We start from the raw sequence: 23,787 nt of genomic DNA, 5'->3' as shown, positions 1-23,787 counted from the left end.
CGCGGCGCGGTGGCACGGTGGTGCGGTGCCACCGCGCCGCCGCACCGACCCCGAGCAGGGCCGCGCCGCGCTGCGCGAGGCCCTGGCCGCCGTCGACGCCGGGGGGCAGCCGGCGCGGCCGGCCCTGGCCGCCGCCGTGCGCTTCACCCTCGAGGAGCTCGCCGCGCGCCACCCCGGCGGCAGCGTGGAGGTGCGCGTGCCGCCCTTCGCGGCCGTGCAGGTCGTGCAGGGCCCGCGGCACACCCGCGGCACCCCGCCGGCGGTGGTGGAGACCGACCCGGTGACGTGGCTGCAGCTGGCCACCGGCCGCCTGGCCTTCGACGACGCCCGCGCCGGCGGGCGGGTGCGCGCCAGCGGCGAGCGCGCCGACCTCGGCGCCCTGCTGCCGCTGCCCGCGGCGGGCGGCTGAGCGCCGCGTACCGTGGCGGCCGTGAGCGAGCAGGAGCCCGGAGCGCAGCAGCGACCGGCGCAGCAGGAGCCGGTGGCGCAGCGCGAGCAGGCCGCGCAGCAGGAGCCCGCCGCGCAGCGCGAGCCCGCCGGGCAGCGCGAGCCGGTCGCGCAGCGCGAGCCGGTCGCGCAGCGCGAGGAGGCGCCCGCGCCGCCGGGGCTCGTGCGCGTGACGCGGCGGCGCGCCCCGCGCTTCCGCGCCTTCGTGCTCACCGGCGTGGTGCTCGCCGTGGTCGTGGCCGCGGTGCTCACCGCGCTCACCGACCCCCCGGCGGGCTACACCCGGCAGGTGCTCTTCGGCTACCTGGTCGTCGTGCTGGGCCTGGTGGGGGGCCTGCTGGGCGGGCTGGCGGGGGTGCTGGCCGACCGCTCCGGCCCGCGCGCGCGCCGGCGCGGGCGGCGCTGAGCCCGGCGCCCGCGCGCGGCCCGGGCCCGTCGGGTGTGCCACACTCGAACCGTGGCCCGCGGTGACGGACGTCTGAACCACGACCTCATGCCCGGCGAGAAGGGTCCCCAGGACGCCTGCGGCGTCTTCGGGGTCTGGGCTCCCGGCGAGGAAGTCTCCAAGCTCACCTTCTACGGCCTGTACGCGCTGCAGCACCGCGGCCAGGAGGCCGCCGGCATCGCCGTGAGCAACGGCGAGCAGATCCTCGTCTTCAAGGACACCGGCCTGGTGCCGCAGGTCTTCGACGAGGCGGCCCTGGAGTCCCTGCAGGGGCACATCGCCGTCGGGCACACCCGCTACTCCACCGCCGGCGGCGCGGGCTGGCAGAACGCCCAGCCCACCCTGGGCGCCACGGCCGGCGGCACCGTCGCCCTGGCCCACAACGGCAACCTCACCAACGCGCACCGCCTGCGCGAGCTGATCGCCGAGCGCTACCCCGAGCGCGCCGGGTCCCGGCGCGGCTCCGGCAGCGAGATCGCCCGCGGCAACACCACCGACACCGCGCTGATCACCGCGCTGTTCGCCGGGGACCCCGACCGCACCCTGGAGGCCACGGCCCTGGAGGTGCTGCCGCACGTCGCGGGCGCCTTCAGCCTGGTCTTCATGGACGAGCGCACCCTGTACGCCGCGCGCGACCCGCAGGGCATCCGCCCGCTCGTGCTCGGGCGCCTGGAGCGCGGCTGGGTGGTGGCCTCCGAGACCGCCGCCCTGGACATCGTCGGCGCCAGCGCCGTGCGCGAGGTCGAGCCCGGCGAGCTCATCGCCATCGACGCCGACGGCCTGCGCTCCAGCCGCTTCGCCGAGGCGAAGCCCAAGGGCTGCGTCTTCGAGTACGTCTACCTCGCCCGCCCCGACACGAGCATCAACGGCAAGGTCGTGCAGGAGGCCCGCGTGGAGATGGGCCGCACCCTGGCCCGCGAGCACCCCGTCGAGGCCGACCTGGTCATCCCCACCCCGGAGTCGGGCACGCCCGCCGCCATCGGCTACGCGGAGGAGTCGGGCATCCCCTACGGGCAGGGCCTGGTGAAGAACTCCTACGTGGGGCGCACCTTCATCCAGCCCAGCCAGACGATCCGCCAGCTGGGCATCCGGCTGAAGCTGAACCCCCTCAAGCACGTCGTGCAGGGCAAGCGCCTCGTCGTGGTGGACGACTCCATCGTGCGCGGCAACACCCAGCGCGCCCTGATCCGGATGCTGCGCGAGGCCGGCGCCGCCGAGGTGCACGTGCGCATCTCGTCCCCGCCGGTGCGCTGGCCCTGCTTCTACGGCATCGACTTCGCCACCCGCGCCGAGCTGATCGCCACCGGCCTGGGCGTGGACGACGTGCGCAGGAGCATCGGCGCGGACTCGCTGGGCTACATCTCCGACGAGGGGATGATCGCCGCGACGGACCAGCCCGCCGAGCGGCTGTGCACCGCCTGCTTCACCGGCACCTACCCGGTGCCCGTGGACGACCTGCAGCGCCTGGGCGACAACGCCCTGGGCAAGACGCAGCTGCCCCTGACCCCCGTGCCCCCGCACGCGCACCCCTCGGGAGCCCCCAGGTGACCGGCACCACCTACGCCGCCGCCGGCGTCGACGTCGTCGCCGGCGACCGCGCCGTGGAGCTGATGCGCGCCTCCGTGGCGCGCACCCACGGCCCCGACGTGGTCGGCGGCTTCGGCGGCTTCGCCGGCCTGTACGACGTCAGCGCCCTGAAGGGCTACCGCCGCCCGCTGCTGGCCACCAGCACCGACGGCGTGGGCACCAAGGTCGCCGTCGCGCAGGCGCTGGACAAGCACGACACCATCGGCTCGGACCTGGTCGGCATGGTCGTCGACGACGTCGTGGTGTGCGGGGCCACCCCGCTGTTCATGACCGACTACGTCGCCTGCGGGCGGGTGGTGCCCGAGCGCACGGCGGCCCTCGTCGCCGGCATCGCGCGCGCCTGCCAGGAGGCCGGCACGGCCCTGGTGGGCGGCGAGACCGCCGAGCACCCCGGCCTGCTGGGCCCGGACGAGTACGACGTGGCCGGTGCGGTCACCGGGGTCGTGGAGGCCGACGAGCTGCTGGGCGCCGAGCGCGTGCGCCCCGGGGACGTGCTGGTGGCGATGGCCTCCTCGGGGTTGCACTCCAACGGCTACTCGCTGGTGCGCCGCGTCGTCGCCGACGCCGGCTGGTCGTACGAGCGCCACGTCGAGGAGTTCGGCCGCACCCTGGGCGAGGAGCTGCTCGAGCCCACCCGCATCTACGCCCGCCCGGCCCTGGCCACGCTGGCCACCGGCGGGGTGCACGCGATGAGCCACGTCACCGGCGGTGGGCTGGCCGCGAACCTGGCGCGCTGCCTGCCGGCGGGCACCACCGCCGAGGTGGAGCGCTCCACGTGGACGCCCGGCGTGGTGTTCTCGCTGGTGCGCGACCTGGGCCGCGTGCCCGCCGACGACCTCGAGCGCACCCTGAACCTCGGGGTGGGCATGGTCGCCGTGGTGGACCCGGCGGTCTCGGACGCGGTGGTGGCCTCCGTGGAGGCCGCGGGCATCCCCGCCTGGGTGTGCGGAGCGGTGCGCGCTCACCGCGACGAGGACGGCGAGAGCAACGGCAAGGGCGTGGCAGGGGGCGTGGCGCTGCTGCGGGGGACCCACCAGGGGTGGTGAGGTCCGCCGCAGGGGCACCACGCCCCCTGCTCCGTCCTGCGGGACCGTGCACGGCCCCGGCGGGATCACCCGGCCGGGACCGTCGACCACGGGGTCAGGCGCGACGCTTGGTCGTCCAGTCCTCGTAGTCGTCGTCGGTGGCGGAGTAGCGGGACCAGTCCGTCTCCTCGTCCACCTCGACCTCGTCCTCCTCCGGTGCCTCCGGAGCGTCGGAACGCCCGGTGGTCGGACGGAACGGGTCAGGACCGTGCAGCTCGCGTTGCAACGCGTTGTAGTCAGTCTGCGGGCTGAAGTACTTCAGCTGCCGAGCGACCTTGGTCTGCTTGGCCTTCTGACGGCCGCGCCCCATGGCGTCGACCCCCTCGCGCGTCGGCCGGGGCCGACGGGGGGCCCCGGAGTAGCTGTCATCTGTCCGTGCTGCCAACCGTACAGGTTCGCGAGAGCTTCCGGCATCCCGGTCGGCACGAGGTGGGCCCGGACGGGCGAGCACCGCCGGTCCCGCGCCCGGGGGGTCGTGGTGTTGCATGGCCCCATGCCGCAGCGCTCGCCCACGGTGGCCGGGATCGACTCCTCCACGCAGTCCTGCAAGGTGGTCGTGCGCGACGCCGCCACCGGGCGCCTGCTGCGCTCCGGGCGCGCGGCCCACCCGGACGGCAGCGAGGTGGACCCCGAGCGCTGGTGGCGGGCGCTGGGCGCGGCCGCCGCCGACGCCGGGGGCCTGGAGGACGTCGACGCCGTCGCCGTCGGCGCCCAGCAGCACGGCTCGGTCCTGCTCGACGAGGGCGGCGCCGTGGTGCGCCCGGCGCTGCTGTGGAACGACGGGCGCTCGGCGCGCGCGGCCGAGGAGCTGACCGCCGAGCTGGGCGGCCCGGCGGCGTGGGCCGAGCGCGTCGGCAGCGTCCTGGTGGCCTCCTTCACCGCCACCAAGCTGCGCTGGGTGGCCGAGCACGAGCCGGACGCCGCCGCCCGCACCAGCGCGGTGTGCCTGCCGCACGACTGGCTCACCTGGCGCCTGGCCGGCGGCGCCGCCTCCGGGGCGCGGCCGGTCACCGACCGCGGCGACGCCAGCGGCACCGGCTACTACTCCGCCGCCGACGGCGCGTACCGTCCCGAGCTGCTCGAGCTCGCCTTCGGCGCGCGCCCGGAGCTGCCGCGGGTGCTCGGGCCCGCCGAGGCCGCCGGCACCGGCGCGGCGGGCCCGGTGCGCGGGGCCGTGCTGGGCGCGGGCACGGGCGACAACATGGCCGCCGCCCTGGGCGTGGGCGCCCTGCCCGGCGACGTGGTGGTCTCCATCGGCACCTCCGGGGTCGTCAGCGCGGTCAGCGACGTGGCCACCCGCGACGCCTCCGGCGCCGTGGCCGGCTTCGCCGACGCCACCGGCCGGCACCTGCCGCTGGTGTGCACCCTGAACGCCGCGCGCGTGCTGGACTCCGCCGCGCGGCTGCTCGGAGTGGACCACGCGGAGCTGTCGCGGCTGGCGCTGGCCGCCCCGGCCGGCGCGGGCGGTCTGGTCCTGGTGCCCTACCTGGAGGGCGAGCGCACCCCCGTGCGCCCGGACGCCACCGGCGCCCTGCACGGCCTGACGCTGGAGACCTCCACCCCCGCGCACCTGGCCCGCGCCGTCGTCGAGGGCCTGCTGTGCGGGCTGGCCGACGGCCTCGACGCGCTGGTCGCCCAGGGCGTGGCCGTGCGCCGGGTGCTGCTGGTGGGCGGCGGGGCGCGCTCGGAGGCGGTGCGGCGCCTGGCGCCGGCGGTGCTGGGCCGTCCGGTGCTGGTGCCCCCGCCGGGGGAGTACGTCGCCGACGGCGCCGCCCGCCAGGCCGCGTGGGTGCTCGCCGGCGGCGAGGAGCCGCCCGCCTGGGAGCTCGGCGCCGGCGAGACCCTCGAGGCGGACCCGCAGCCGGCGGTGCGCGAGCGCTACGCGCAGGTGCGCGACCTCACGGCTCGCCGTCCCTGACCGGCCGCGGCTGCGCCGGGCGCGTGCGCGGCGCGGGCACCGCACCGGCCGCGCGCGCGGCCCGCGCGGCGCGCTTGTCCGCGTACATGCGCGCGTCCGCCTCGGCGAGCACGGACGCCGCCGGGCGGGCCGGGTCGTCCACCGCCCAGCCCACCGACACCCGCGCGCCCGCCCCGGCCTCGGCCGGCACGCCCTCGCGCAGCCGCGCCAGCAGCTCCTCGACGTCACCGGCGCCCGCGTCGCCGCCCGCGGGCCCGCCGGTGCGCTCGACGAGCACGACGAACTCGTCGCCGCCGGTGCGCGCGACGGTGTCCCCGGGGCGCACGTGGGCGCCCAGGGCGCGCGCCACCGCCCGCAGCAGCCGGTCCCCGGCCGCGTGACCCTGCGCGTCGTTGACCTCCTTCAGGCCGTCCACGTCGCACACCAGCACGTAGGCCCCGCGCCGCGGGTCGCGCCGGGCGCGGGCGCGGTAGCCCTCCCAGCGGTCGGCCAGCAGGGCGCGGTTGGGCAGCCCGGTCAGCTCGTCGTGGCCGGCGCGGTGGCGCAGCTCGCGCTCGGCGCGCGCGCGGGCGGTGACGTCCCAGGCCGTCACCAGCACCCGCCCGCCCGCCAGCGCGTGCGCGGCCACCTCCAGGCGCCGGCGCTCACCGCCGGCCAGGCGCACCCGCAGCGGTGCGCTGCCGGCGCCGGGGCGGCGGCGGGCGACGTCCAGGGCGCGCAGCGCGCGCGGCCGGTCCGCGGGCACGAGCAGCTCCAGCGCGTCCGCGCCCACCAGCGAGCCCGGCGCGGCCCCGGTGAGGGCGTGCGCGGCCCGCGAGGCCCAGCCCACGCGCGTGCCGGAGAGGAGGGCGGCGGCCAGGAGGTCCTCGGCCACCGCGTCCCAGCCGGTGGGCGCGCCGGCGCCGCCGGTGGTGCTCACCGCCGTCTCGAGGCCCCGTCGCCCACGGCGGCCAGCGCGGCCGCGGCCGCCGTGGAGACCAGCACCGCCGGCCACGGGCCGAGGCGCTTGGACAGCGGGTGGGAGGCGCCGACGAGGGCGACGGTGCCGGCGCCCAGGCCGGCGGCCAGCAGCGGCGAGGCCGACGCCCAGCGCGGCACCGACCAGCCCAGGCCGGCCAGCAGCGCGGCACCGGCGAGCCTGCGGTCACCGGTGGCGCGGCCGACGGCGTAGCCGCCCAGCACGGCACCGGCGACGACGGGGGACGTGGGCAGCGGTGGCACGACGGAAGGTTACCCACGGTCGCGGTGACCCGCCCGGGGAGGTGGGGGACGTCGCCTGCGCGCGGGCAAGGCGCTGCACGAGGGGTGGGGCTGCCGCGGGGGACGTCACCGCGGAGGGGGTCGGGCGAGGTGGCCAGGAGCGGGGTCGAACCGCTGACCTTCCGATTTTCAGTCGGACGCTCTACCAACTGAGCTACCTGGCCGTGCCGGGCCGGGTGGACCGGCACGACGAGCGACCCCGACGGGACTCGAACCCGCGACCTCCGCCGTGACAGGGCGGCGCGCTAACCAACTGCGCTACGGGGCCTCAAGGAGGCCTTGCTTGCCTTGCTTGTCCTGCTCGCTTGCGGGACCAACAGTACCCGATCCCGGGCCGTGCTCGTGACACGGCCCGCGCACCGGGCACGGCACCGGTCCGCGTACCCCCAACGGGATTCGAACCCGTGCTACCGCCTTGAAAGGGCGGCGTCCTAGGCCACTAGACGATGAGGGCGCAGCTCCCGCGACGGGGAACCCGTCCAGCATAGGGGGTGGGCCGGTGCCGGCGCCCCGCGCGAGCCCCCGCCAGCCCCCGCCCGAGCCCCCCGCCCGAGCCCTCGCATCAACCCTCGCGTCAGCCCTCGCCGCGGACGGGCTCAGGCCGCCGCCGGGGTGCCCGGGCGCCCCGGGCCGGACAGCCGCCGCGAGGCCACCGGCGCGCGCCGCCCGCGCGCCACGGCCCGCGAGACGGCCACGGGGTCGGTGTGCAGCAGGTCGCGCACCGCCTGCTCCACCGCGCCGTGGGTGGCGGGGTGGCCGAAGGCGGCGTCCTCGCCGAGCTGCTCCAGCGCCGGGGCGATCGTCACCCCGTCGTCGAAGAGGTCGATCACGCGCGGGTCGACGTAGCTGCTGCGGCACACCGAGGGGGTGTTGCCCAGGTACTCCGAGACCTCCGCCACCGCCCGCGCCACCGCCCGCTTGCGCGCCGTGGGCGAGCCCGAGGCCGGCAGCGAGACCGCCAGCGCCACGGCCGCCAGCACGGTGGCGTGCCAGGTGCGGAAGTCCTTGGCCGACACGTCCGGGCCGATCGTCTCGCGCAGGTAGGCGTTGACGTCGTCGCTGCTCACGTCGTGCCAGCGCGCGCCGTCCTTCCACGCCAGCAGGTCCTCGCCGCCGCCGCGGCGGCGCTTGAGGGCGCGCACCACCTCCACCACGTCCGGGTCGGCGATGACGGCGGTGCGGTCCTTGCCGGACTTGGCGACGTAGCGGAACACCAGCTCCGCGCCGTGCTGCACGACGTGCTCGCGCCGCAGGGTGGCCAGGCCGTAGGAGCCGTTCTCCTCCGCGTACGCGTCCCCGCCCACGCGGAAGAAGCCCAGGTCCAGCAGGCGGAACGCCGCGGCCAGGACGCGCTCGCGCGGCAGGCCCGGCAGCCGCAGGTGCTCGCCGACCACCTCGCGGGCGCGCGGCAGCTCCGCGGCGACCTCCAGCACCCGGTCGTGCTTGAGGCGGTCGCGCTCGGCGCGCCACTGCTCGTGGTAGCGGTACTGCCGCCGGCCGCGGTCGTCGGTGCCCACGGCCTGCAGGTGCCCGTTGGGGTAGGGGCAGATCCACACGTCGGTGTACGCGGGCGGGATCGCCAGCTTCGAGATCCGCTCGAGCACGTCGGGGTCGACGACGCGCTCGCCGGCGCTGTCGAAGTACGCCCAGCCCCGGCCGCGGCGGCGGCGCGTGAGGCCGGGCGAGGAGCTGGAGACGCGGCGCAGGCGGGGCACCCCACGATGGTGCGCAGCGCGGGCCCGCGGCGCACCCGGGGAGCGCGCCACGGGGGCCGACGCCCCGCCGTCAGGGCGCGGCGGACGGCGCGGTGGTCGGCGCGGCGGGCCGCCCGCCGGTGACGCGCAGGAACTCCAGCTTCTCCGCGTCGGGCGAGCCGGCGGCGGCGCTGTAGAGCACGAGCCGGACGTCGCTGCCGGGGGCGGTCAGCACGTCGCAGTCGCACGTCACGTCGCCCACCACGGGGTGCTCGATCGTCTTGCGGGCCGAGACGTGCCGGCCGACCGTGCCCTCGCGGCACAGCCGCCGGAAGTCCGCGCTGGTGCGGCCGAGCTCCTCGGCCAGCGCGACCAGGCCCGCGTCGCGCGGGTAGCGCGCCAGCGCCTCGCGCAGGTCCGAGACGAGCGCGGCGGGCATGCCGACGTCGGCGTGGCGCACCGGCCAGCTCGCCAGCCCGCCGGCCACGCCCCCACCGCCGCCGAAGACCGCCCGCACCAGGTTGCGCCGCTCCAGCGGCAGGTCGCCGGGGTCGCCGATGAGCGCCGCCCACGACGGGGTCCACGTCAGCAGCGTCCAGTCGGCGGCGAAGACGCCCACGGGCAGGTCGACGAGCCGGGCCAGCATGCGCTGCACGCCCGCCGGCACCAGGTGCGAGACGACGCCGTCGGCCGGCGGCAGCAGCCCGGCCAGCCGGTGGGCGTGGTCGCGCTCGTCGGGGCTCAGCTGCAGCGCCCGCGCCAGCGTCCCGACGACCTGGGCCGACGGGTTCCTCGCCCGGCCCTGCTCCAGCCGCACCACGTAGTCGACCGACAGGCCCGCCAGGTCGGCCAGCTCCTCGCGCCGCAGCCCCGCGGCCCGGCGCCCGGGGCGCGCGGGCAGGCCGACGTCGACGGGGGAGAGCCGGTCGCGCCAGCGCCGCAGGGCCGTGCCGAGGTTCTCGCCGTCCACCACCCCCGCATCGTGCCCCGCGGCGGCCGGGTGGCGCGCCGGTCCAGCCTGGTACTGCCCGTCCCACCGTCGCGCAGGGCACTGGCCGGCCCCGGGACCGCAGCCCAGGGTGGGGGCGTGACCACCACCTTCATCACCGGGGCCAACAAGTCCCTCGGCTACGAGACCGCCCGCCGGCTGCTCGAGGCCGGGCATACCGTCCTCATCGGCGCCCGCGAACCCCGGCGCGGCCGGGCGGCCGCCGAGGCGCTCGGCGCCCGGTTCGTCCAGCTCGACGTCACCGACGACGCCTCCGTCGAGGCCGCGGCCGCCGACGTCGCCGCCCGCGAGGGCACGATCGACGTCCTGGTCAACAACGCGGGCGTCGGCGGGCCGCAGGGCCCGGCCGAGGAGCTCACCGCGGCCGACGCCCTCGCCGTCTACGACGTCAACGTCTTCGGCGTCGTGCGGGTCACCCGCGCGTTCCTGCCGCTGCTGCGGGGCTCGGCCGACCCCGTCGTCGTCAACGTCACCAGCGGGCTGGGCTCGTTCGCCGCCACCCACGACCCCGAGCGCGTCGAGGGCCGGGTCGTCGCGCCGCTGTACGCGTCCTCGAAGTCGGCGCTGACGATGCTGACCACCCAGTACGCCAGGGCGCTGCCGGGCGTGCGGTTCACCGCCGTCGACCCCGGGTACACCGCGACCGACCTCAACGGCCACAGCGGACCGCAGACCGTGACCGAGGGCACCGACGCGGTCGTGGCCGCGGCGACCGCCGGCCCGGGCGGGCCCTCGGGGGAGTTCCGCGACCGCTACGGCGTCGTGCCCTGGTGAGCCCCGGGCGCCGGGGGCGGCAGCAGCGCCGCCCCCAGCGCCCCGAGCAGCTCGACGACCTCCGCGCGGTCCAGGCGCACCGTCGACACGCACGAGAGGTCCTGCCACGTCGACAGCACGACGCGGCCGGCGTCGGGGTGCGCGCTCACGCGCAGGGCGCGGCCGGGCCGGTCGGCGTCGCGCACCACGCCGGTGGGCACACCGGCGCGCACCGCTGCTGGGCTCTCCATCGACGCAGTGTGCCCCCGGCGCCGCGGCGCGTCGAGGGCCGACGGGACCGGCGGGACCGGACGGGTCAGGCCGTCGCCCCCGGTGACGTCGTGCCCGGCGCCGTCGAGCCGGGCACCAGGGACGAGGCCAGCCAGTGCCGCGGGATGCCGAGACCGGCCAGCAGCTCCTCGGTGCGCGGGCGCAGCCGGCGGCACTGCTCGTTGACGGCGCGGGTGAGGGCCTTGGCCCGCAGCGTCGTCATCCGCCGGTGCTCCAGGTACCAGCCCTTCTCCGCCTCCAGCAGCGCCAGGGCGTGCAGGTCGAGCACCTCGCCCAGCAGCGCCGCGACCGCGGGGTCCTCGGTGCGGGCGATGGCCGCGGCGAACGCCTCGGCGACCACGCGGTCGACGTGGGCGCGCCCGGCGAGCAGCAGGTGGTCCTGCAGGCCGTCGACGGCCTCGAACGCCTCCTGGTCCGGGCGCGAGCGCGCCTTGCGCACGCGCCGGGCCAGCGACTCCACCACGTGCCGCTCGCGCTCGGCGAGCATGCGCAGCTGCCAGCCGCGGTCGTGCAGGTCGTCGGGCGCGCGCCCGGCCTCGACGACGTCGGCGACCAGGGAGCGCGCCGGGCTGCGCCCGGCCAGGGCGCTGACGAAGCCGCGGGTGGCGAACCGGACCGTGCCCAGGGTGTCGAGGTCGGAGAACTGCTGCGCGTAGGCGGTGAGCTGGCTCTTGGCCACCAGCTGCAGCAGGACGGTGTTGTCGCCCTCGAAGGTGGTGAAGACGTCGGTGTCGGCCTTCAGCTGCGGCAGGCGGCTGTCGGAGAGGTAGCCGGCGCCCCCGCACGCCTCGCGGCAGGTCTGGATGGTGCGCGTGGCGTGCCAGGTGGTGGCCACCTTCAGCCCCGCCGCGTGCGCCTCGAACGCGCGCTGGCGCGCGGGGTCGGGGTCGCCGCCGGCCAGCTGCACGCGCAGCAGGTCGTCCATCTCGTCGACCAGCTCCTGCTGGGCGAAGCTGAGGGCGTACGTGCCGGCCAGCGGCACGAGCAGGCGCCGCTGGTGGGCGAGGTAGTCCATCAGCACGACCTCCTCCCCGCGCCGGTCGCGCGCGCCGGGCTCGCGCCCGGTGGTCGGGCGCGCGAACTGCGTGCGCCGCAGCGCGTACCGCGCAGCGATCTCCAGGGCCACCTTCGTCTGGCTGATCGCCCCGCCGGAGACGCTGACGCGGCCCTTGACCAGCGCGCCGAGCACCGTGAAGAAGCGCGCGTTCGCGCTGGCGATCGGGCTGGAGTAGGTGCCGTCCTCGGCGACCTGCGCGTAGCGGTCCAGCAGCGCGGTGCGCGGCACGCGCACGGAGTCGAACCACAGCCGGCCGTTGTCCACGCCGTTCAGGCCGGCCTTGCGCCCGTCGTCGTCGCGGCGCACGCCGGGCGCGTCGGCGCCGTCCGGCCCGCGCAGCGGCACGACGAACGCGTGCACGCCGCGCCGCTCCCCGCCGGTGACCAGCTGGGCGAACACCACCGCCACGTCGGCGTCGCGGGCGGCGCCGCCGATGTAGTCCTTGCGGCACGACTCGTCCGGGGTGTGCACGACGAACTCGCGCGCGGCCGGGTCGTAGGTGGCGGTGGTGCCCAGGGAGGCGACGTCCGAGCCGTGCCCGGACTCCGTCATCGCGAAGCAGCCCACCAGGTCCAGGCGCAGCAGCGGCGGCAGCAGCTCGGCGTGGTGGCGCTCGGTGCCCAGCGCCTGCACGGCACCGCCGAACAGGCCCCACTGCACCCCCGACTTGATCATCAGGGAGGCGTCGCCGAACCCCAGCACCTCGAACTGGGCGACGTGCCCGCCGGGGGAGCCGCCCCCGCCGTGGCGGGGGGAGAACCCCAGCTCGTGCCCGCCGAGGTCGGCGAGCACGCGCAGCCGCGCCGTCGTCAGGGCGCGCTGCTCGGCGGTGCCCAGGTGGTCGATCGGGCCGAACAGGTCGGCGGGGAACTCCCGGCGCGCGCGCTCGCGCACGTCGGCGAAGCGGCCGTCGAGCACGGCGCGCAGGACGTCGGTGTCCACCGGGCCGGGTGCGGCCGGCGGGTGCGCACCCGCCGGCGCAGCCCCCTGCGGACCGCTGCGCGGGTGCGCCTGCGGCGCCGGGGCGGCGGTCGGGCTGTCGATCTCGGTGGCGGTCACGGGACCTCCTCGGGAGCGGTGCGGGCGGGGGGCGGGCCGTCGCCCAGCACGGCGCGCAGGCCGCCCCAGGCGAGGTCGGTGAGGGCGCTCGCCATCGCGGCGGCGCCCAGGCGGTCGGGGGTGGAGATCCAGCGGTCCGCGGCGGAGCGGATGAGCGCGACCAGGCCGTGCGCGAGCGCGTCGGCGGAGGTGTCGGGGGCTCCCGCGGCGCGCAGGTGGGCGGTGAGGGTGCGGGCCGTCTCGTCGGCCAGCGCGCTCGTCAGGCGCTGGACGGGGTCGTCCTCGGGGGCGCGGGGCGCCGGGCCCAGGAACGGGTGCGAGACGACGAAGCGGTACACCTCCGGGTCGTCCTCGACCAGGCGCAGGTACGTGGCCACGATGGCGGACAGGGCCTCGCGCGGGCCGGCGGCGCTCTCGACCGCCGAGCGCAGCTCGCGCACGACCAGCCGGTTCACCCGGCGCGCCACCGCCAGGTACAGCTCCTCCTTGTCGGCGAAGTGCCGGTAGAGCACCGTCTTGCTGGTGCCGGCCGCCGCGGCCAGCTCGTCCATGCCCAGCCCGGCGCCGTGCGCGGTGATGGCGCGCAGCGCCGCGGTGACGAGCTCCTCGCGCCGCCGCCGGCGGTGCTCGGCCCAGCGCGTGCGCCGCCCGTCCGGGCGCGCGGCGGACCCGTCGGGGGCGGGGTGCGCGCGCGCCTCGCGGGCGTCGGCGGTGACGGGGTCCACGTCCTCGACGGTACCTCCGCGGACGGGTACCCGGTACCCCGAGTACCTGTTAAGTTCGCGCTGTCCAGGCTCGACGAGGAGGTCCCGTGACCGCAGCACCGCCCCCCTCCGCCGCGGCGCGCGCCCCGCGCACCGTGCGCCCGGTCGCCGTCGTGGCCGGCAACCGCACGCCGTTCGCCAGGGCCGGCGGCCGCTACGCGCAGGCCTCCGCGAAGGACCTGCTCGTCGCCGCCGTCGACGGCCTCGTCGCACGCACCGGCCTGGCCGGCGAGCGCCTCGGCGAGGTCGTCGCCGGCGCCGTCCTCAAGCACGGGCGCGACCTGAACCTGACCCGCGAGGCCGTGCTCTCCACCGCCCTGGACCCGGCCACCCCGGCCTACGACGTCTCCCAGGCGTGCGCCACCGGCCTTCAGAGCGCGGTGCTGCTCGCCGGGAAGATCGCCCTCGGGCAGGTCGAGGCCGGCATCGCCGGGGGCGCCGACAGCGCCAGCGACGCCCCGGTCGCCCTCGACGACGGCCTGCGCCGCGTCCTGCTGGCGCTGGGCCGCGCCCGCACCCCCGCCGCCCGGCTCAAGGCGCTGGCGGGCCTGCGCCCCGGGCAGGTCGTGCCGCAGTTCCCCCGCAACGCCGAGGCCCGCACCGGGCTGTCCATGGGCGAGCACGCCGCGCGCACCGCGGCGCACTGGGGCGTCGGGCGCGAGGAGCAGGACGCGCTGGCGCTGGCCAGCCACCGCAACCTCGCCGCCGCCTACGAGCGCGGCTTCTTCGACGACCTGCTCACCCCGTACCTGGGCCTGCGCCGCGACGGGCTGCTGCGCCCGGACACCTCCGCGGAGAAGCTGGCCGCGCTGGAACCGGTGTTCGGCCGCGACCTGGACGTGCCGGCGACGATGACGGCGGGGAACTCCACCCCGCTGACCGACGGGGCCGCCGCGGTGCTGCTGTCCACCGACGAGTGGGCCGCCGAGCGCGGCCTGGACGTGCTGGCGCACCTGGTGGACGCGCAGACCGCCGCCGTGGACCACGTCCACCGCGGCGAGGGGCTGCTCACCGCGCCCGTGCACGCCGTGCCGGTCCTGCTGCGCCGCAACGGGCTGACGCTGCAGGACCTCGACCTCGTGGAGGTCCACGAGGCGTTCGCCTCCACCGTGCTGGCCACCCTGGCGGCCTGGGAGGACGAGGGGTTCTGCCGCGAGCGCCTCGGCCTGGACGGCGCGCTGGGCGTCGTGGACCGCTCCCGGCTCAACGTCGCCGGTTCCTCCCTGGCCACCGGCCACCCCTTCGCCGCCACCGGCGCGCGCATCCTGGCCACCACCGCCAAGCTGCTCGCCGAGCGCGGCGGCGGGCGCGCGCTCATCTCGATCTGCGCCGCCGGCGGGCAGGGCATCGCCGCCCTGGTGGAGGCGTGATGGCCCCGATCCGCTTCCCCGACGACGTCTACGGCGACGTGGTGGGCACCCCCGCCGGCGCCCTGGCCGCCAAGCGGCTGGGGCTGCCCGTGCCGCCGCGGCTGCGCCGCTACGCGCCGGGCCAGGAACTGCTCACCGGGCCGGCGCTGGTGCTGCGGGTGGCCGCCGCCCCGCTGGCCGACGACGTCACCGGGTGGCTGCGCGCCGCCGGCGCCCGCGTCGTGGCGGACCTCGACGCGGCCGGCGAGGACCGCCTCGGCGCCGTCGTCGTCGACGCCACCGCCGCCCGGCGCGTGGCCGACCTGGCGCAGTTGCGCGAGGTGCTGGCCCCGGCGTTCCGGCGCACCGCCCGCAGCGCGCGCGTGCTCGTGCTGGGCGCCGTGCCCGCCGAGGCGGGCGAGGGCCCCGCCGGCGACCCGGCCGGGGGTCCCGCCTCAGGTCCCGCCGCAGGTTCCGCCGGGGGTTTCGGGGAGGGTTTCGGCGACGTGGAGGGCCGCTCGGTGCAGCAGGCCCTGGAGGGCCTCGTGCGCAGCCTGGGCAAGGAGGCGCGCGGCGGCACCACCGTGAACCTCCTGCGCGTGGCCGCCGGCGCGGGCGCGGCGCTGCGCTCGCCGCTGGAGTTCCTGTGCTCGGCGCGCGCGGCGTTCGTCTCCGGGCAGCCGCTGCTCGTCACCGCCGCTCCCGACGTCCCCGGGCCCGCCCGCCGCCGGCGCGTCGTGGTGGTCACCGGCGCCGCGCGCGGCATCGGCGCGGCGATCGCCGAGGTGCTCGGCCGCGACGGCGCGCACGTGGTGTGCGCCGACGTCCCCGCCGCCGGCGAGCAGCTGGCCCGGGTGGCCAACCGGGTGCGCGGTTCCGCGTTCGCGCTGGACGTGACCGCCGGCGCCGCGCCGCGCGCGCTGGCCGAGCACCTGCGCCGCCGGTTCGGCGGCGCCGACGCCGTCGTGCACAACGCCGGCGTCACCCGCGACCGCTCCTTCGTCAACCTCGACGCCGCCGCCTGGGACGCGGTGCTCGGGGTGAACCTGGCCGCGCCGCTGCGGCTGACCGAGGAGCTGCTGCGCGCCGACGGGGCCCTGGCGCCCGGGGCGCGCTTCGTGTGCCTGTCGTCCATCAACGGCCTGGCCGGGGCGAAGGGGCAGGCGAACTACGCCGCCAGCAAGGCCGGGCTCGTGGGGTTCGTGCAGGCGCTGGCCGCACCGCTGGCGCGGCGCGGGATGGCCGCCAACGCCGTCGCCCCCGGTTTCGTCGAGACGCCCATGACCGCGGCGATGCCGGCGCTGCCGCGCGAGGTGGGCCGGCGCGCCAGCAGCCTGCAGCAGGGCGGCCTGCCCGTCGACGTGGCCGAGGTGGTGGCCTGGCTGGCCTCCCCGGGCGCCGGCGGCGTCAACGGGCAGGTGCTGCGCGTGGACGGCCAGCACCTGGCGGGGGCGTGAGCGCGGTGGGCGCGCCCCGGCCGCTGGCCGTGAACTACGCGCGCTCGCTGCTGGTGCCGCGAGCGCGCGGCGCGGTGGACCTGCCCCGGCGCCGCAGCGAGCAGCGCGGGGTGCGCGTGGACCCGGACCGGCTGGCGGCGTGGTCGCGCGCGTGCGGGTACCCGCTGCGCTCGCAGCTGCCGCTGCCGTACCCGCACCTGCTGGGTTTCGCCGCGCAGGTGCAGCTGCTGGTCACCGAGCCGTTCCCGTTCCGGCTGCTGGGGCTGGTGCACGTGGCGCAGGCGTTCACCCGCCACCGGCCGCTGGAGGTGGACGAGGAGCTGGAGGTGTCCGTGCGGGCGGTGGCCATGGCCCCGCACCGGCGCGGCGCGCTCGTCGACCTGGTCACCGAGGTGCGCGCGGCCGGGGAGGCCGCCCCGGCCTGGCGCGGCACCAGCCGCTACCTCGCGCCCGGTGCGCGCCTGCCCGGCGCCGTGCCGCCGGCGCCGGCGGACCCGCCCGCCCCCGGCCCGGGCGCGGCCGGCGCGCTGTGGCGGGTGGACGCCGGCACCGGGCGCCGGTACGCGCGCGTCAGCGGCGACGTCAACCCCATCCACCTGGCCGCGCCCGCCGCGCGGCTGCTGGGGCAGCGCCGCGCCCTGGCGCACGGGCTGTGGACGGCCTCGCGCAGCCTGGCGGTGCTCGACGGGCGGCTGCCGGGCGCCGTGCGCGCCGAGGTGCGCTTCAAGGCGCCGCTGCTGCTGCCGGCCACCGTGCAGCACCGCCACGAGGGCGTGCCCGGCGGCGGCTGGCGCACCGCGGTGCTCTCGCGCGACGGCGCGTGCACCCACCTGCTGGCCGCCGTCGAACCCCTGTGAACGCGTGCGCGGGCCGGTGCGCGCACGGGCGCGCGGGCCGGCGCGGGAGCCGGTGTGGTGGGGTGGGGGCGTGAGCGCGGCGCCGATCCCCCCGAACCCCACCGTGCTGCTGCTGGGCGGGCGCAGCGAGATCGGCCTGGAGGTCGCCGAGCGGCTCGTGCGCGGCGGCGCCCGCACCGTCGTGCTCGCCGCCCGGGGCGCCGGGCGGCTGGCCGGCGAGGCCGAGCGGCTGCGCGCGGCCGGTGCGACGCGGGTGGAGGCGCTGGAGTTCGACGCCGACGACCTGCCCTCGCACGGGCCGCTGCTGGCCGGCGTCGTCGCCCGCCACGGCGCGCTCGACGCGGTCGTGGCGTTCGGGGTGCTCGGCGACCAGGCGCGCGCCGAGACAGACGTGGCGCACGCCCTGGCCGTGGTGCACACCGACTTCACCGCCCAGGTCAGCGTCCTGTCGCACCTGGCGCGGCTGCTGCGCCCGCTGCGCGCCGGGCGGCTGGTGGTCTTCTCCTCCATCGCCGGGGTGCGCGCGCGCCGGCCGAACTACGTGTACGGCTCGGCCAAGGCCGGGCTGGACGCCTTCGCCTCCGGCCTGGCCGACGCCCTGGCCGGCAGCGGGGTCTCCCTGCTGCTGGTGCGCCCGGGTTTCGTCGTCGGCCGCATGAGCGCCGGGATGGACCCGGCGCCGCTGTCGAGCACCCCGCCGCAGGTGGCCGACGCGACCGTCGCCGCCCTGGCGGCCGGGCGCGGGGAGGTGTGGGTGCCCGGGGCGCTGCGCGCCCTGGCCGCCGCGATGCGCGCCACCCCGCGCGCGCTGTGGCGCCGCGCCCCGCGCTGAGCCCCGCGCCCGCCGAGCCGGCGGCGCCGAGGGCCGTCGCGACGATCTGAGGGTTCCGCCCGCGGGCGCTAGCGTGAGGCGCATGTCCTCCGCAGCACCGCCGCCGGCCCCGCGGGGCACGGCCCTGACGGCCGCAGAACGCCTCGACGACCTGCCGTTCACGCGCCGCCACCGCCGCCTGCTCGTGGGTTCCGGCGTCGGCTGGGCGCTGGACGCGTTCGACGTCGGACTCGTGGCGTACGTGCTGCTGGCCCTGCGCGTGCAGTGGGACCTGAGCGCCGGGGAGAGCTCGTGGATCGCCTCCATCGGCTTCGTCGGCATGGCGGTCGGCGCGAGCCTGGGCGGCCTGCTCGCCGACCGGGTCGGGCGCCGGCAGGTGTTCGCCCTGACCCTGCTGGTGTACGGCCTGGCCAGCGGCGCGGCCGCGCTGTCCTGGTCGCTGGGGGCGCTGCTGGTGTTCCGCTTCCTCGTCGGCCTGGGCCTGGGCGCGGAACTGCCGGTGGCCTCCACGCTGGTCAGCGAGTTCGCCCCGCGCCGGGTGCGCGGGCGCGCCGTGGTGCTGCTGGAGGCGTTCTGGGCCGTGGGCTGGACCGCCGCCGCCCTCGTGGGGTTCCTGCTGGTGCCCGCCTCCGACGACGGCTGGCGCTGGGCGCTGGTGCTGGGGGCGGTGCCCGCGGTGTACGCGGTCGTGGTGCGCCGCGGGCTGCCGGAGTCGGTGCGGTTCCTCATGTCCCGCGGGCGCGAGGACGAGGCCGAGCGGGTCGTGCGGCAGTTCGAGGAGTCCGCGGGCGTGGCCGCCCCGCGGGGCCCGCTCGCCCACGAGGAGCGGCCCGCGGCGGCCGCCGACGCGCCGGGCGTGTGGGGCGCGGCCCTGCGCCGGCGCACCGCGGGGCTGTGGCTGGTGTGGTTCTTCGTGAACTTCAGCTACTACGGCGCGTTCACGTGGATCCCCAGCCTGCTGTTCGAGGACGGGTTCACGCTGGTGCGCTCCCTGGGGTTCACGCTCGTCATCACCCTGGGGCAGCTGCCCGGCTACGCGGCGGCCGCCTGGCTGGTGGAGGCGTGGGGGCGCCGGCGCACCCTGTCGGTGTTCCTCGTCGGTTCCGCGCTCGCGGCGCTGCTGTACTCCGCGGCGGACAGCGAGCCGGCGATCCTCACCGCGGGGGTCCTGCTGTCGTTCTTCAACCTCGGCGCCTGGGGGGCGCTGTACGCGCTGACGCCCGAGGTGTACCCCACCCTCGTGCGCGGCCGCGGCGCCGGCTCGGCCGCCGGGTTCGGGCGCATCGCCTCGATCCTGGCGCCGCTGAGCGTGCCGCCGCTGCTGGCCGCCGGCGGCACCGCGCTGGTGTTCGTGGTGTTCGGCGCCTCCTTCGCGGTCGCCGCGGCCGCCAGCTGGCTGCTGCCGGAGACCCGCGGCCGCGCGCTGCAGGACTAGGCGGGCGCGTCCGGGGCTCACCAGCCCCGGGCGCGCCACTCGCTCAGGTGCGGGCGCTCGGCCCCGATCGTGGTGGGCGCCCCGTGCCCGGGGTGCACGACGGTCGCGTCGTCGAGCACGTCGAACAGCCGCGCGGTGACGTCGCCGAGCAGCGAGGTGAACGCCGCCGCGTCCCCGCGGGTGTTCCCCACCCCGCCGGGGAACAGCGAGTCGCCGGTGAGCACGCGGTCCGGGCCCTCGCCGCCGCCGCGCAGCACCAGGGCCACCGACCCGGGGGTGTGCCCGCGCAGGTGCACCACCTCCAGGCGCACGTCGCCGGCCGTCAGCACCTCGCCGTGCCGCAGCCGCCGGTCCACCGGCACGGGCAGGTGGTCCGCGTCGTCCTCGCCCGCGGCGGTGGCCGCGCCGGTGGCGGCGACCACCTCGGCGAGCGCCCCGACGTGGTCGGGGTGGCGGTGCGTGGTGACCACCAGGGCAAGGCGCCCCTCGGGGGAGCCGGCGCGCACCAGGTCCAGCAGCGTCGCCGGCTCGGCCGCGGCGTCGACGAGCACCTGCTCGCGGGTGCGCCGGCACGTCACCAGGTACGCCACGTTGTCCATGGGCCCGACGTGCACGGACCGCACCTCCGCGGTGGAGGTCAGCTCGACCCCGCCGCTGCCGGTCCCGTCGCTCCCGCTGCGCTGCGCCACGGCGCGAACCTAGCCCGTCCCCGACCCGTCCCGGGCGCGGGCCGCGCACCGCTCAGGCGGCCGGGCGCTCCGGGCCGGCCTCGAGCCCGCCCGCGTCGGCCACGGCGGGGCCTGCCGCGGCGGGGGCTGCCGCGACCCCGGCGGTGCGGCCGGTGCGCAGGTCCACCACCGCCGGGGCGGCCGGCCGGGCCTGCGCGCGCCGGCGCACGAGGGCGGTGGCGAAGGCGAGGGTGAGCAGGCCGTAGAACACGGCCCGGCCCGCCTGCCCCCCGGCGGCGAAGCCGAGCGCGAGGGCGGCGGAGCCGACGGCGCCCACGAGGTGCACGAGGTTCACGAACGACGTCCAGACGGCCACCACCAGATGGTGACCCGCGCCCCGGGTGATCGCCCGTCGGTGCGTGGCGGACGACCGCCACGGCCCAGCGGTGAACACGCCGGGTGCTCCTTAGTTGCTCAGCGTCAACTGAGGGGGTCGCCGGCGCCCGGGACGCGGTGATCGCCCGATGCCGGCGGCACTCCCTGCGCCGCACGCTCGCAGAGTCGGCGCACCCCGCGCCGGCGGGAGCGGTGGGAGGTCGGACGTGGACGTCGTGCACGGGACGGACCGGGCGCTGGTGCTCCAGCGCCACGAGGAGCTGCTGCGCGAGGCCGAGCGCGAGCGGCTGGTGCGCGCCGCGCGCCGCGCCCGGCGGGCCGCGGCGCCGGCCCGCGGGCACGGCGCGCACGGCGGGCGCGGCGTGCACGGCGGGCGCGCCGTGCCGGGCCTGGCCGGTCTGGCGGGCCTGGTGCGCCGCGCCGGTGCGCGGCGGGCGGCGCGCCCGCCGGCGCCCCGCCTGCCGTGACGCGGCGCGGCTGACGCGGCGTGCCCGGTGCGTCGGGGGCGGCTGCCACCATGGGCGTCGTGACCGCGGTCCCCCCCGGCGCGCCGCCCCTGGTCGGCCGCGCCGCCGAGCTGGCGGTGCTGCGCGCGGCCCTGGGCGCCGCCCGCGCCGGCACCGCCGGCACCGCTCTGGTGGAGGCCGACGCCGGGGTCGGCAAGACCCGCCTGGTCGACGAGCTGGTGCACCTGGCCACCGCCGACGGCGACGTCACCGCCCTGCTGGGGCACTGCGCCTCCGCCGGCGGCGGCGCCCTGCCCTACCTGCCCTTCGTGGAGGCGCTGGCCCCGCTGCAGCGCGACACCGGCGCCGCCTGGTGGTCCGCCCGCGACGCCGCCGGCGAGCTGGCCCAGCTGCAGCTCTTCGACGCCGTCGCCGGCCTGCTGGCCGCCGCCGCGCGCGAGCGCACCGTGCTGCTGGTGCTGGAGGACCTGCACTGGGCCGACGGCGCCACCCTGGACCTGCTCACCCACCTGGTGCGCCGCACCCGCGACGAGCGGCTGCTGCTCGTGGGCACCGTGCGCACCGACGACGTGCACCGGCGCCACCCGCTGCGCCCCGTGCTCGCCGAGCTGGGCCGCCTGCCCACCGTGCGCCGCGTCGCGCTGCGCCCCTTCACCGCGCAGGAGACCCGCAGCTACCTCACCGGGCTGGCCGGGGCGGACGTGCCGGCCGCCACCGCCCGCGGCATCCACGAGCGCGCCGAGGGCAACGCCTACTACGCCGGGGAGCTGCTGCTGGCGTCCAGCACCGGCCGGGGCGCCGGCCGCGGCGGCGCGCCGCTGCCCGAGGCGCTGGCCGACGTGGTCCTCGCCCGCGTCGAGGCGCTGCCCGGCGAGGCCGCCGAGGTGGTGCGCACCGCCGCCGCGGGCGGGCGGCGCGTGCGGCACGACCTGCTGCGCGCGGCCTCCGGCCTGGACGAGGACGTCCTGGACCGCGGCCTGCGCGACGCCGTGGCGCTGCGGGTGCTCGACCCCGACGGCGAGCAGGGCTACCGCTTCCGCCACGCGCTGCTGCACGAGGCCGTCTACTCCGACCTGCTGCCCGGCGAGCGCGCCCGCCGCCACGCCGCCTACGCCCGCGCCCTGGCCGCGGCGGCGGCGCAGGGGCGGCGCCTGGGCGCGGCCGCCGACCTGGCCCACCACGCCCGCGCCGGCAACGACCTGCCCGGCGCGCTGAGCGCGGGCCTGCTCGCCGCCGACGAGGCCGAGCGCCTCAGCGCCCCCGACCAGGCCTGGCGGCACCTGGAGGACGTGCTGCAGCTGTGGGACGCCGTGCCCGACGCCGCCGCGCGCGCCGGCGCCAGCCTCACCGCCGTGACCCTGCGCGCCTCCCGGCTGGCCGGCAGCGCGGGGGAGACGACCCGCGCCGTGGCGCTGGCGCGCGCCGCCCTGGACGCCCTGGAGCCCGGCGCCGGCGCCGCGCAGGCCGCCGAGGCGCACCGCCGGCTGGCCGTGCAGCTGTGGGCCGCCGACCGCACCGCCGAGGCGCTGGCGCACGCCCGCCGGGCCGTGGAGCTCGTCGGCGCCGCGGGCGCGGACCCGGCCGCCGCCGAGACCGCCTGCTGGGCCACCGCCGTCGCCGCCCGCTGCCTGTACCAGCTCGACGACCCCGCCGCCCGCGACGAGGCGCTGGCCGCGCGCGAGCTGGCCGTGCGCCACGGCGTGCCCGGCGCCGAGGCCGACGCCCTGATCACCCTGGGCGGCCTGGACAACCTCGCCGGGGCCCTGGCCGACGCCGACGCCTGGTTCGCCGCCGCCTCCGCCACCGCCCGCCGCGCCGGGCACCTGGGCACCTCGCTGCGCGCGGACTACAACCGCGCCGCCGACCGCTACGACCGCGGCGACCTCGCCGGGGCCCTGGAGGTGCTCGACGCCTCGTGCGCGTGGGCGCGCGCGGCGGGGCTGTCGTGGGCGCCGTACGGGGTGCAGCTGCTGCTGCTGCAGGCCACCGCCTGCTTCGTCACCGGCCGCTTCGCGCGCGCCGAGGGCATCGCCGGGGGCGTGGGGCCGCAGGGGCCGCGCGCGGTGGCCTCGGCGGTGGCGGTGGTCGCCGCCCACGTCGCCGCCGCCACCGGCCACCCCGCCCGCGCCCGCGAGCTCGCCGGCGGCCTCCTCGACGACCCCGCCGACCGGCTGACCGCCGCCGCGGCCGTCGCCGAGGCCGACCGCTGGGACGGGCACCCGCGCCGCGCCGCGCGGCTGCTGGCCGGCCTCGTCGAGGACCTGGCCACCACCGACCCCGCCCACCTGATGGGGCTGCGCCTGGGCGCCCAGGCGATCGGCGCGCTCGCCGACGCCCGCGACGCCGGGGACGCGCGCGCCGACGACGACGCCACCGGTGCGCGCCTGCTGCACCGCGTCGAGGAGCTGGCTCGCACCGGCCAGCCGCGCGCCGGCACGCTGGGGCCCGAGGGGCGCGCCTGGGTGCTGGTGGCGCGCGCGGAGGGCGCCCGGCTGCGCGGCGCCGGGCCCGCCGACCTCGTCGCCGCCTGGTCCGCGGCCGTGGACGGCTTCGGGTACGGCGCCGTCTACGAGGCCGCGCGCTGCCGGCGCCGGCTGGCGGAGGCGCTGGTGGCCGCGGGCCGGCGCGAGGAGGGCCTGGAGCAGCTGCACCTGGCCCGCGCGAGCGCCGCCGAGCTGGGCGCCGCGCCGCTGGCGGCGGCGCTGGACGCGCTCGCGCACCGGGTGCGCGCCCTGCCCGGCGCGGCGGCCGGTCCGCTGACCGCCCGCGAGGCGCAGGTGCTGGAGCTGCTCGCCGAGGGCCTGACGAACCGGCAGGTCGGCGAGCGGCTGTTCCTGGCGGAGAAGACCGCCAGCGTCCACGTCTCGCGGATCCTGGCCAAGCTGGGGGCCTCCTCGCGCGCCGAGGCGGTCTCCATCGCGCTGCGCGGCGGGCTGCTGGCGGGCGGGCGCTGAGGC

Annotated in this window: 23 protein-coding genes and 3 tRNA genes; 13 read left to right on the top strand and 13 right to left on the bottom strand. The window is 78.8% G+C overall.

The genetic code is table 11. From position 1 onward, the window contains the following. The 4 genes from ACRYMN_RS07670 to purM form a co-directional block, all read left to right on the top strand. Positions 1-409, top strand: a 409-nt coding sequence (locus tag ACRYMN_RS07670) for a sterol carrier family protein (protein WP_432493639.1), incomplete at its 5' end; no start/stop codon positions are given. Positions 410-430: 21 nt separating this feature from the next. Beyond that, complete coding sequence (locus ACRYMN_RS07665) at positions 431-853, top strand: hypothetical protein (RefSeq protein ID WP_432493637.1); 423 nt, start codon at positions 431-433, stop codon at positions 851-853. Between the two features lie 87 nt (positions 854-940). Next, the gene (gene purF, locus ACRYMN_RS07660) at positions 941-2,440 is read left to right on the top strand and encodes an amidophosphoribosyltransferase (RefSeq protein WP_432493647.1); all 1,500 of its coding nucleotides are present in this window, start codon (positions 941-943) and stop codon (positions 2,438-2,440) included. Further along, positions 2,437-3,525, top strand: a complete 1,089-nt coding sequence (purM, locus tag ACRYMN_RS07655; RefSeq protein WP_432493635.1) for a phosphoribosylformylglycinamidine cyclo-ligase — start codon at positions 2,437-2,439, stop codon at positions 3,523-3,525. Before purF ends, purM begins: the two co-directional genes overlap by 4 nt. Positions 3,526-3,619: 94 nt before the next feature. On the opposite strand, the gene ACRYMN_RS07650 is transcribed toward purM, so the two are convergent. Continuing rightward, on the bottom strand, positions 3,620-3,874 hold the full coding sequence (locus ACRYMN_RS07650) for a DUF3073 domain-containing protein (RefSeq protein ID WP_432493645.1): 255 nt from the start codon (positions 3,872-3,874) through the stop codon (positions 3,620-3,622). Positions 3,875-4,057: 183 nt separating this feature from the next. Here ACRYMN_RS07650 and xylB point away from each other — a divergent pair, with 183 nt between their 5' ends. Then, positions 4,058-5,482: a xylulokinase gene (xylB, locus tag ACRYMN_RS07645; RefSeq protein ID WP_432493633.1), complete on the top strand. Its 1,425-nt coding sequence runs from the start codon at positions 4,058-4,060 to the stop codon at positions 5,480-5,482. Here the strand turns inward: xylB and ACRYMN_RS07640 are convergent. The 7 genes from ACRYMN_RS07640 to ACRYMN_RS07610 all read right to left on the bottom strand — a co-directional run bounded on the left by ACRYMN_RS07640 (position 5,463) and on the right by ACRYMN_RS07610 (position 9,409). Continuing rightward, positions 5,463-6,401, bottom strand: a complete 939-nt coding sequence (locus ACRYMN_RS07640; protein ID WP_432493631.1) for a GGDEF domain-containing protein — start codon at positions 6,399-6,401, stop codon at positions 5,463-5,465. The two genes, xylB and ACRYMN_RS07640, sit on opposite strands and share 20 nt — an antisense overlap. Beyond that, a complete protein-coding gene (locus ACRYMN_RS07635; RefSeq protein ID WP_432493629.1) occupies positions 6,398-6,703 on the bottom strand; it encodes a hypothetical protein in 306 nt (101 codons plus the stop codon). Before ACRYMN_RS07635 ends, ACRYMN_RS07640 begins: the two co-directional genes overlap by 4 nt. A 130-nt stretch (positions 6,704-6,833) precedes the next feature. Continuing rightward, positions 6,834-6,906, bottom strand: a tRNA-Phe gene (locus ACRYMN_RS07630). Positions 6,907-6,936: 30 nt separating this feature from the next. Then, positions 6,937-7,010 (bottom strand) — tRNA-Asp (locus ACRYMN_RS07625). Between the two features lie 113 nt (positions 7,011-7,123). Beyond that, a tRNA-Glu gene (locus ACRYMN_RS07620) sits at positions 7,124-7,196 on the bottom strand. Between the two features lie 142 nt (positions 7,197-7,338). Beyond that, entirely contained in the window at positions 7,339-8,457 is a 1,119-nt protein-coding gene (locus ACRYMN_RS07615) for a DNA topoisomerase IB (RefSeq protein WP_432493627.1), read from the bottom strand. A 70-nt stretch (positions 8,458-8,527) separates the two neighbouring features. Then, a complete protein-coding gene (locus ACRYMN_RS07610; RefSeq protein ID WP_432493625.1) occupies positions 8,528-9,409 on the bottom strand; it encodes a helix-turn-helix domain-containing protein in 882 nt (293 codons plus the stop codon). Positions 9,410-9,523: 114 nt separating this feature from the next. On the opposite strand from ACRYMN_RS07610, the gene ACRYMN_RS07605 reads away from it, so the two are divergent. After that, a complete protein-coding gene (locus ACRYMN_RS07605) occupies positions 9,524-10,219 on the top strand; it encodes an SDR family NAD(P)-dependent oxidoreductase (RefSeq protein WP_432493623.1) in 696 nt (231 codons plus the stop codon). Here ACRYMN_RS07605 and ACRYMN_RS07600 read toward each other — a convergent pair. From ACRYMN_RS07600 to ACRYMN_RS07590, 3 genes are all read right to left on the bottom strand, one after another. Continuing rightward, a complete protein-coding gene (locus ACRYMN_RS07600) occupies positions 10,198-10,449 on the bottom strand; it encodes a hypothetical protein (RefSeq protein WP_432493621.1) in 252 nt (83 codons plus the stop codon). The two genes, ACRYMN_RS07605 and ACRYMN_RS07600, sit on opposite strands and share 22 nt — an antisense overlap. A gap of 65 nt (positions 10,450-10,514) precedes the next feature. After that, a complete protein-coding gene (locus ACRYMN_RS07595; RefSeq protein ID WP_432493643.1) occupies positions 10,515-12,488 on the bottom strand; it encodes an acyl-CoA dehydrogenase family protein in 1,974 nt (657 codons plus the stop codon). Positions 12,489-12,601: 113 nt separating this feature from the next. Further along, entirely contained in the window at positions 12,602-13,330 is a 729-nt protein-coding gene (locus ACRYMN_RS07590; protein WP_432493619.1) for a TetR/AcrR family transcriptional regulator, read from the bottom strand. A gap of 86 nt (positions 13,331-13,416) precedes the next feature. On the opposite strand from ACRYMN_RS07590, the gene ACRYMN_RS07585 reads away from it, so the two are divergent. The 5 genes from ACRYMN_RS07585 (at position 13,417) to ACRYMN_RS07565 (ending at position 19,299) form a co-directional block, all read left to right on the top strand. Next, positions 13,417-14,739, top strand: a complete 1,323-nt coding sequence (locus ACRYMN_RS07585) for an acetyl-CoA C-acetyltransferase (RefSeq protein ID WP_432493617.1) — start codon at positions 13,417-13,419, stop codon at positions 14,737-14,739. Continuing rightward, entirely contained in the window at positions 14,739-16,175 is a 1,437-nt protein-coding gene (locus ACRYMN_RS07580; RefSeq protein ID WP_432493615.1) for a 3-oxoacyl-ACP reductase, read from the top strand. The genes ACRYMN_RS07585 and ACRYMN_RS07580 overlap by 1 nt, the downstream gene beginning before the upstream one ends. Continuing rightward, positions 16,172-17,032, top strand: a complete 861-nt coding sequence (locus tag ACRYMN_RS07575; RefSeq protein WP_432493613.1) for a MaoC family dehydratase — start codon at positions 16,172-16,174, stop codon at positions 17,030-17,032. The genes ACRYMN_RS07580 and ACRYMN_RS07575 overlap by 4 nt, the downstream gene beginning before the upstream one ends. Positions 17,033-17,102: 70 nt before the next feature. Further along, on the top strand, positions 17,103-17,864 hold the full coding sequence (gene dprE2, locus ACRYMN_RS07570) for a decaprenylphospho-beta-D-erythro-pentofuranosid-2-ulose 2-reductase (RefSeq protein WP_432493611.1): 762 nt from the start codon (positions 17,103-17,105) through the stop codon (positions 17,862-17,864). Between the two features lie 82 nt (positions 17,865-17,946). Continuing rightward, a complete protein-coding gene (locus ACRYMN_RS07565) occupies positions 17,947-19,299 on the top strand; it encodes an MFS transporter (protein WP_432493609.1) in 1,353 nt (450 codons plus the stop codon). Positions 19,300-19,316: 17 nt separating this feature from the next. Here ACRYMN_RS07565 and ACRYMN_RS07560 read toward each other — a convergent pair whose 3' ends face one another. Then, positions 19,317-19,988, bottom strand: a complete 672-nt coding sequence (locus ACRYMN_RS07560; RefSeq protein ID WP_432493607.1) for an MBL fold metallo-hydrolase — start codon at positions 19,986-19,988, stop codon at positions 19,317-19,319. Between the two features lie 52 nt (positions 19,989-20,040). Then, on the bottom strand, positions 20,041-20,343 hold the full coding sequence (locus ACRYMN_RS07555; protein ID WP_432493606.1) for a hypothetical protein: 303 nt from the start codon (positions 20,341-20,343) through the stop codon (positions 20,041-20,043). A gap of 226 nt (positions 20,344-20,569) precedes the next feature. On the opposite strand from ACRYMN_RS07555, the gene ACRYMN_RS07550 reads away from it, so the two are divergent. Together ACRYMN_RS07550 and ACRYMN_RS07545 are read left to right on the top strand one after the other, a co-directional pair. Beyond that, complete coding sequence (locus ACRYMN_RS07550) at positions 20,570-20,830, top strand: hypothetical protein (RefSeq protein WP_432493605.1); 261 nt, start codon at positions 20,570-20,572, stop codon at positions 20,828-20,830. 59 nt (positions 20,831-20,889) lie between these two features. After that, entirely contained in the window at positions 20,890-23,784 is a 2,895-nt protein-coding gene (locus ACRYMN_RS07545) for an ATP-binding protein (RefSeq protein WP_432493603.1), read from the top strand. Positions 23,785-23,787 lie beyond the last annotated feature (3 nt).

Source organism: Kineococcus gypseus, assembly GCF_050871305.1.
Classification (GTDB): domain Bacteria; phylum Actinomycetota; class Actinomycetes; order Actinomycetales; family Kineococcaceae; genus Kineococcus; species Kineococcus gypseus.
The sequence above is the reverse complement of the archived record's forward strand: the minus strand, read 5'-3'. Positions and strand labels throughout refer to the sequence as shown.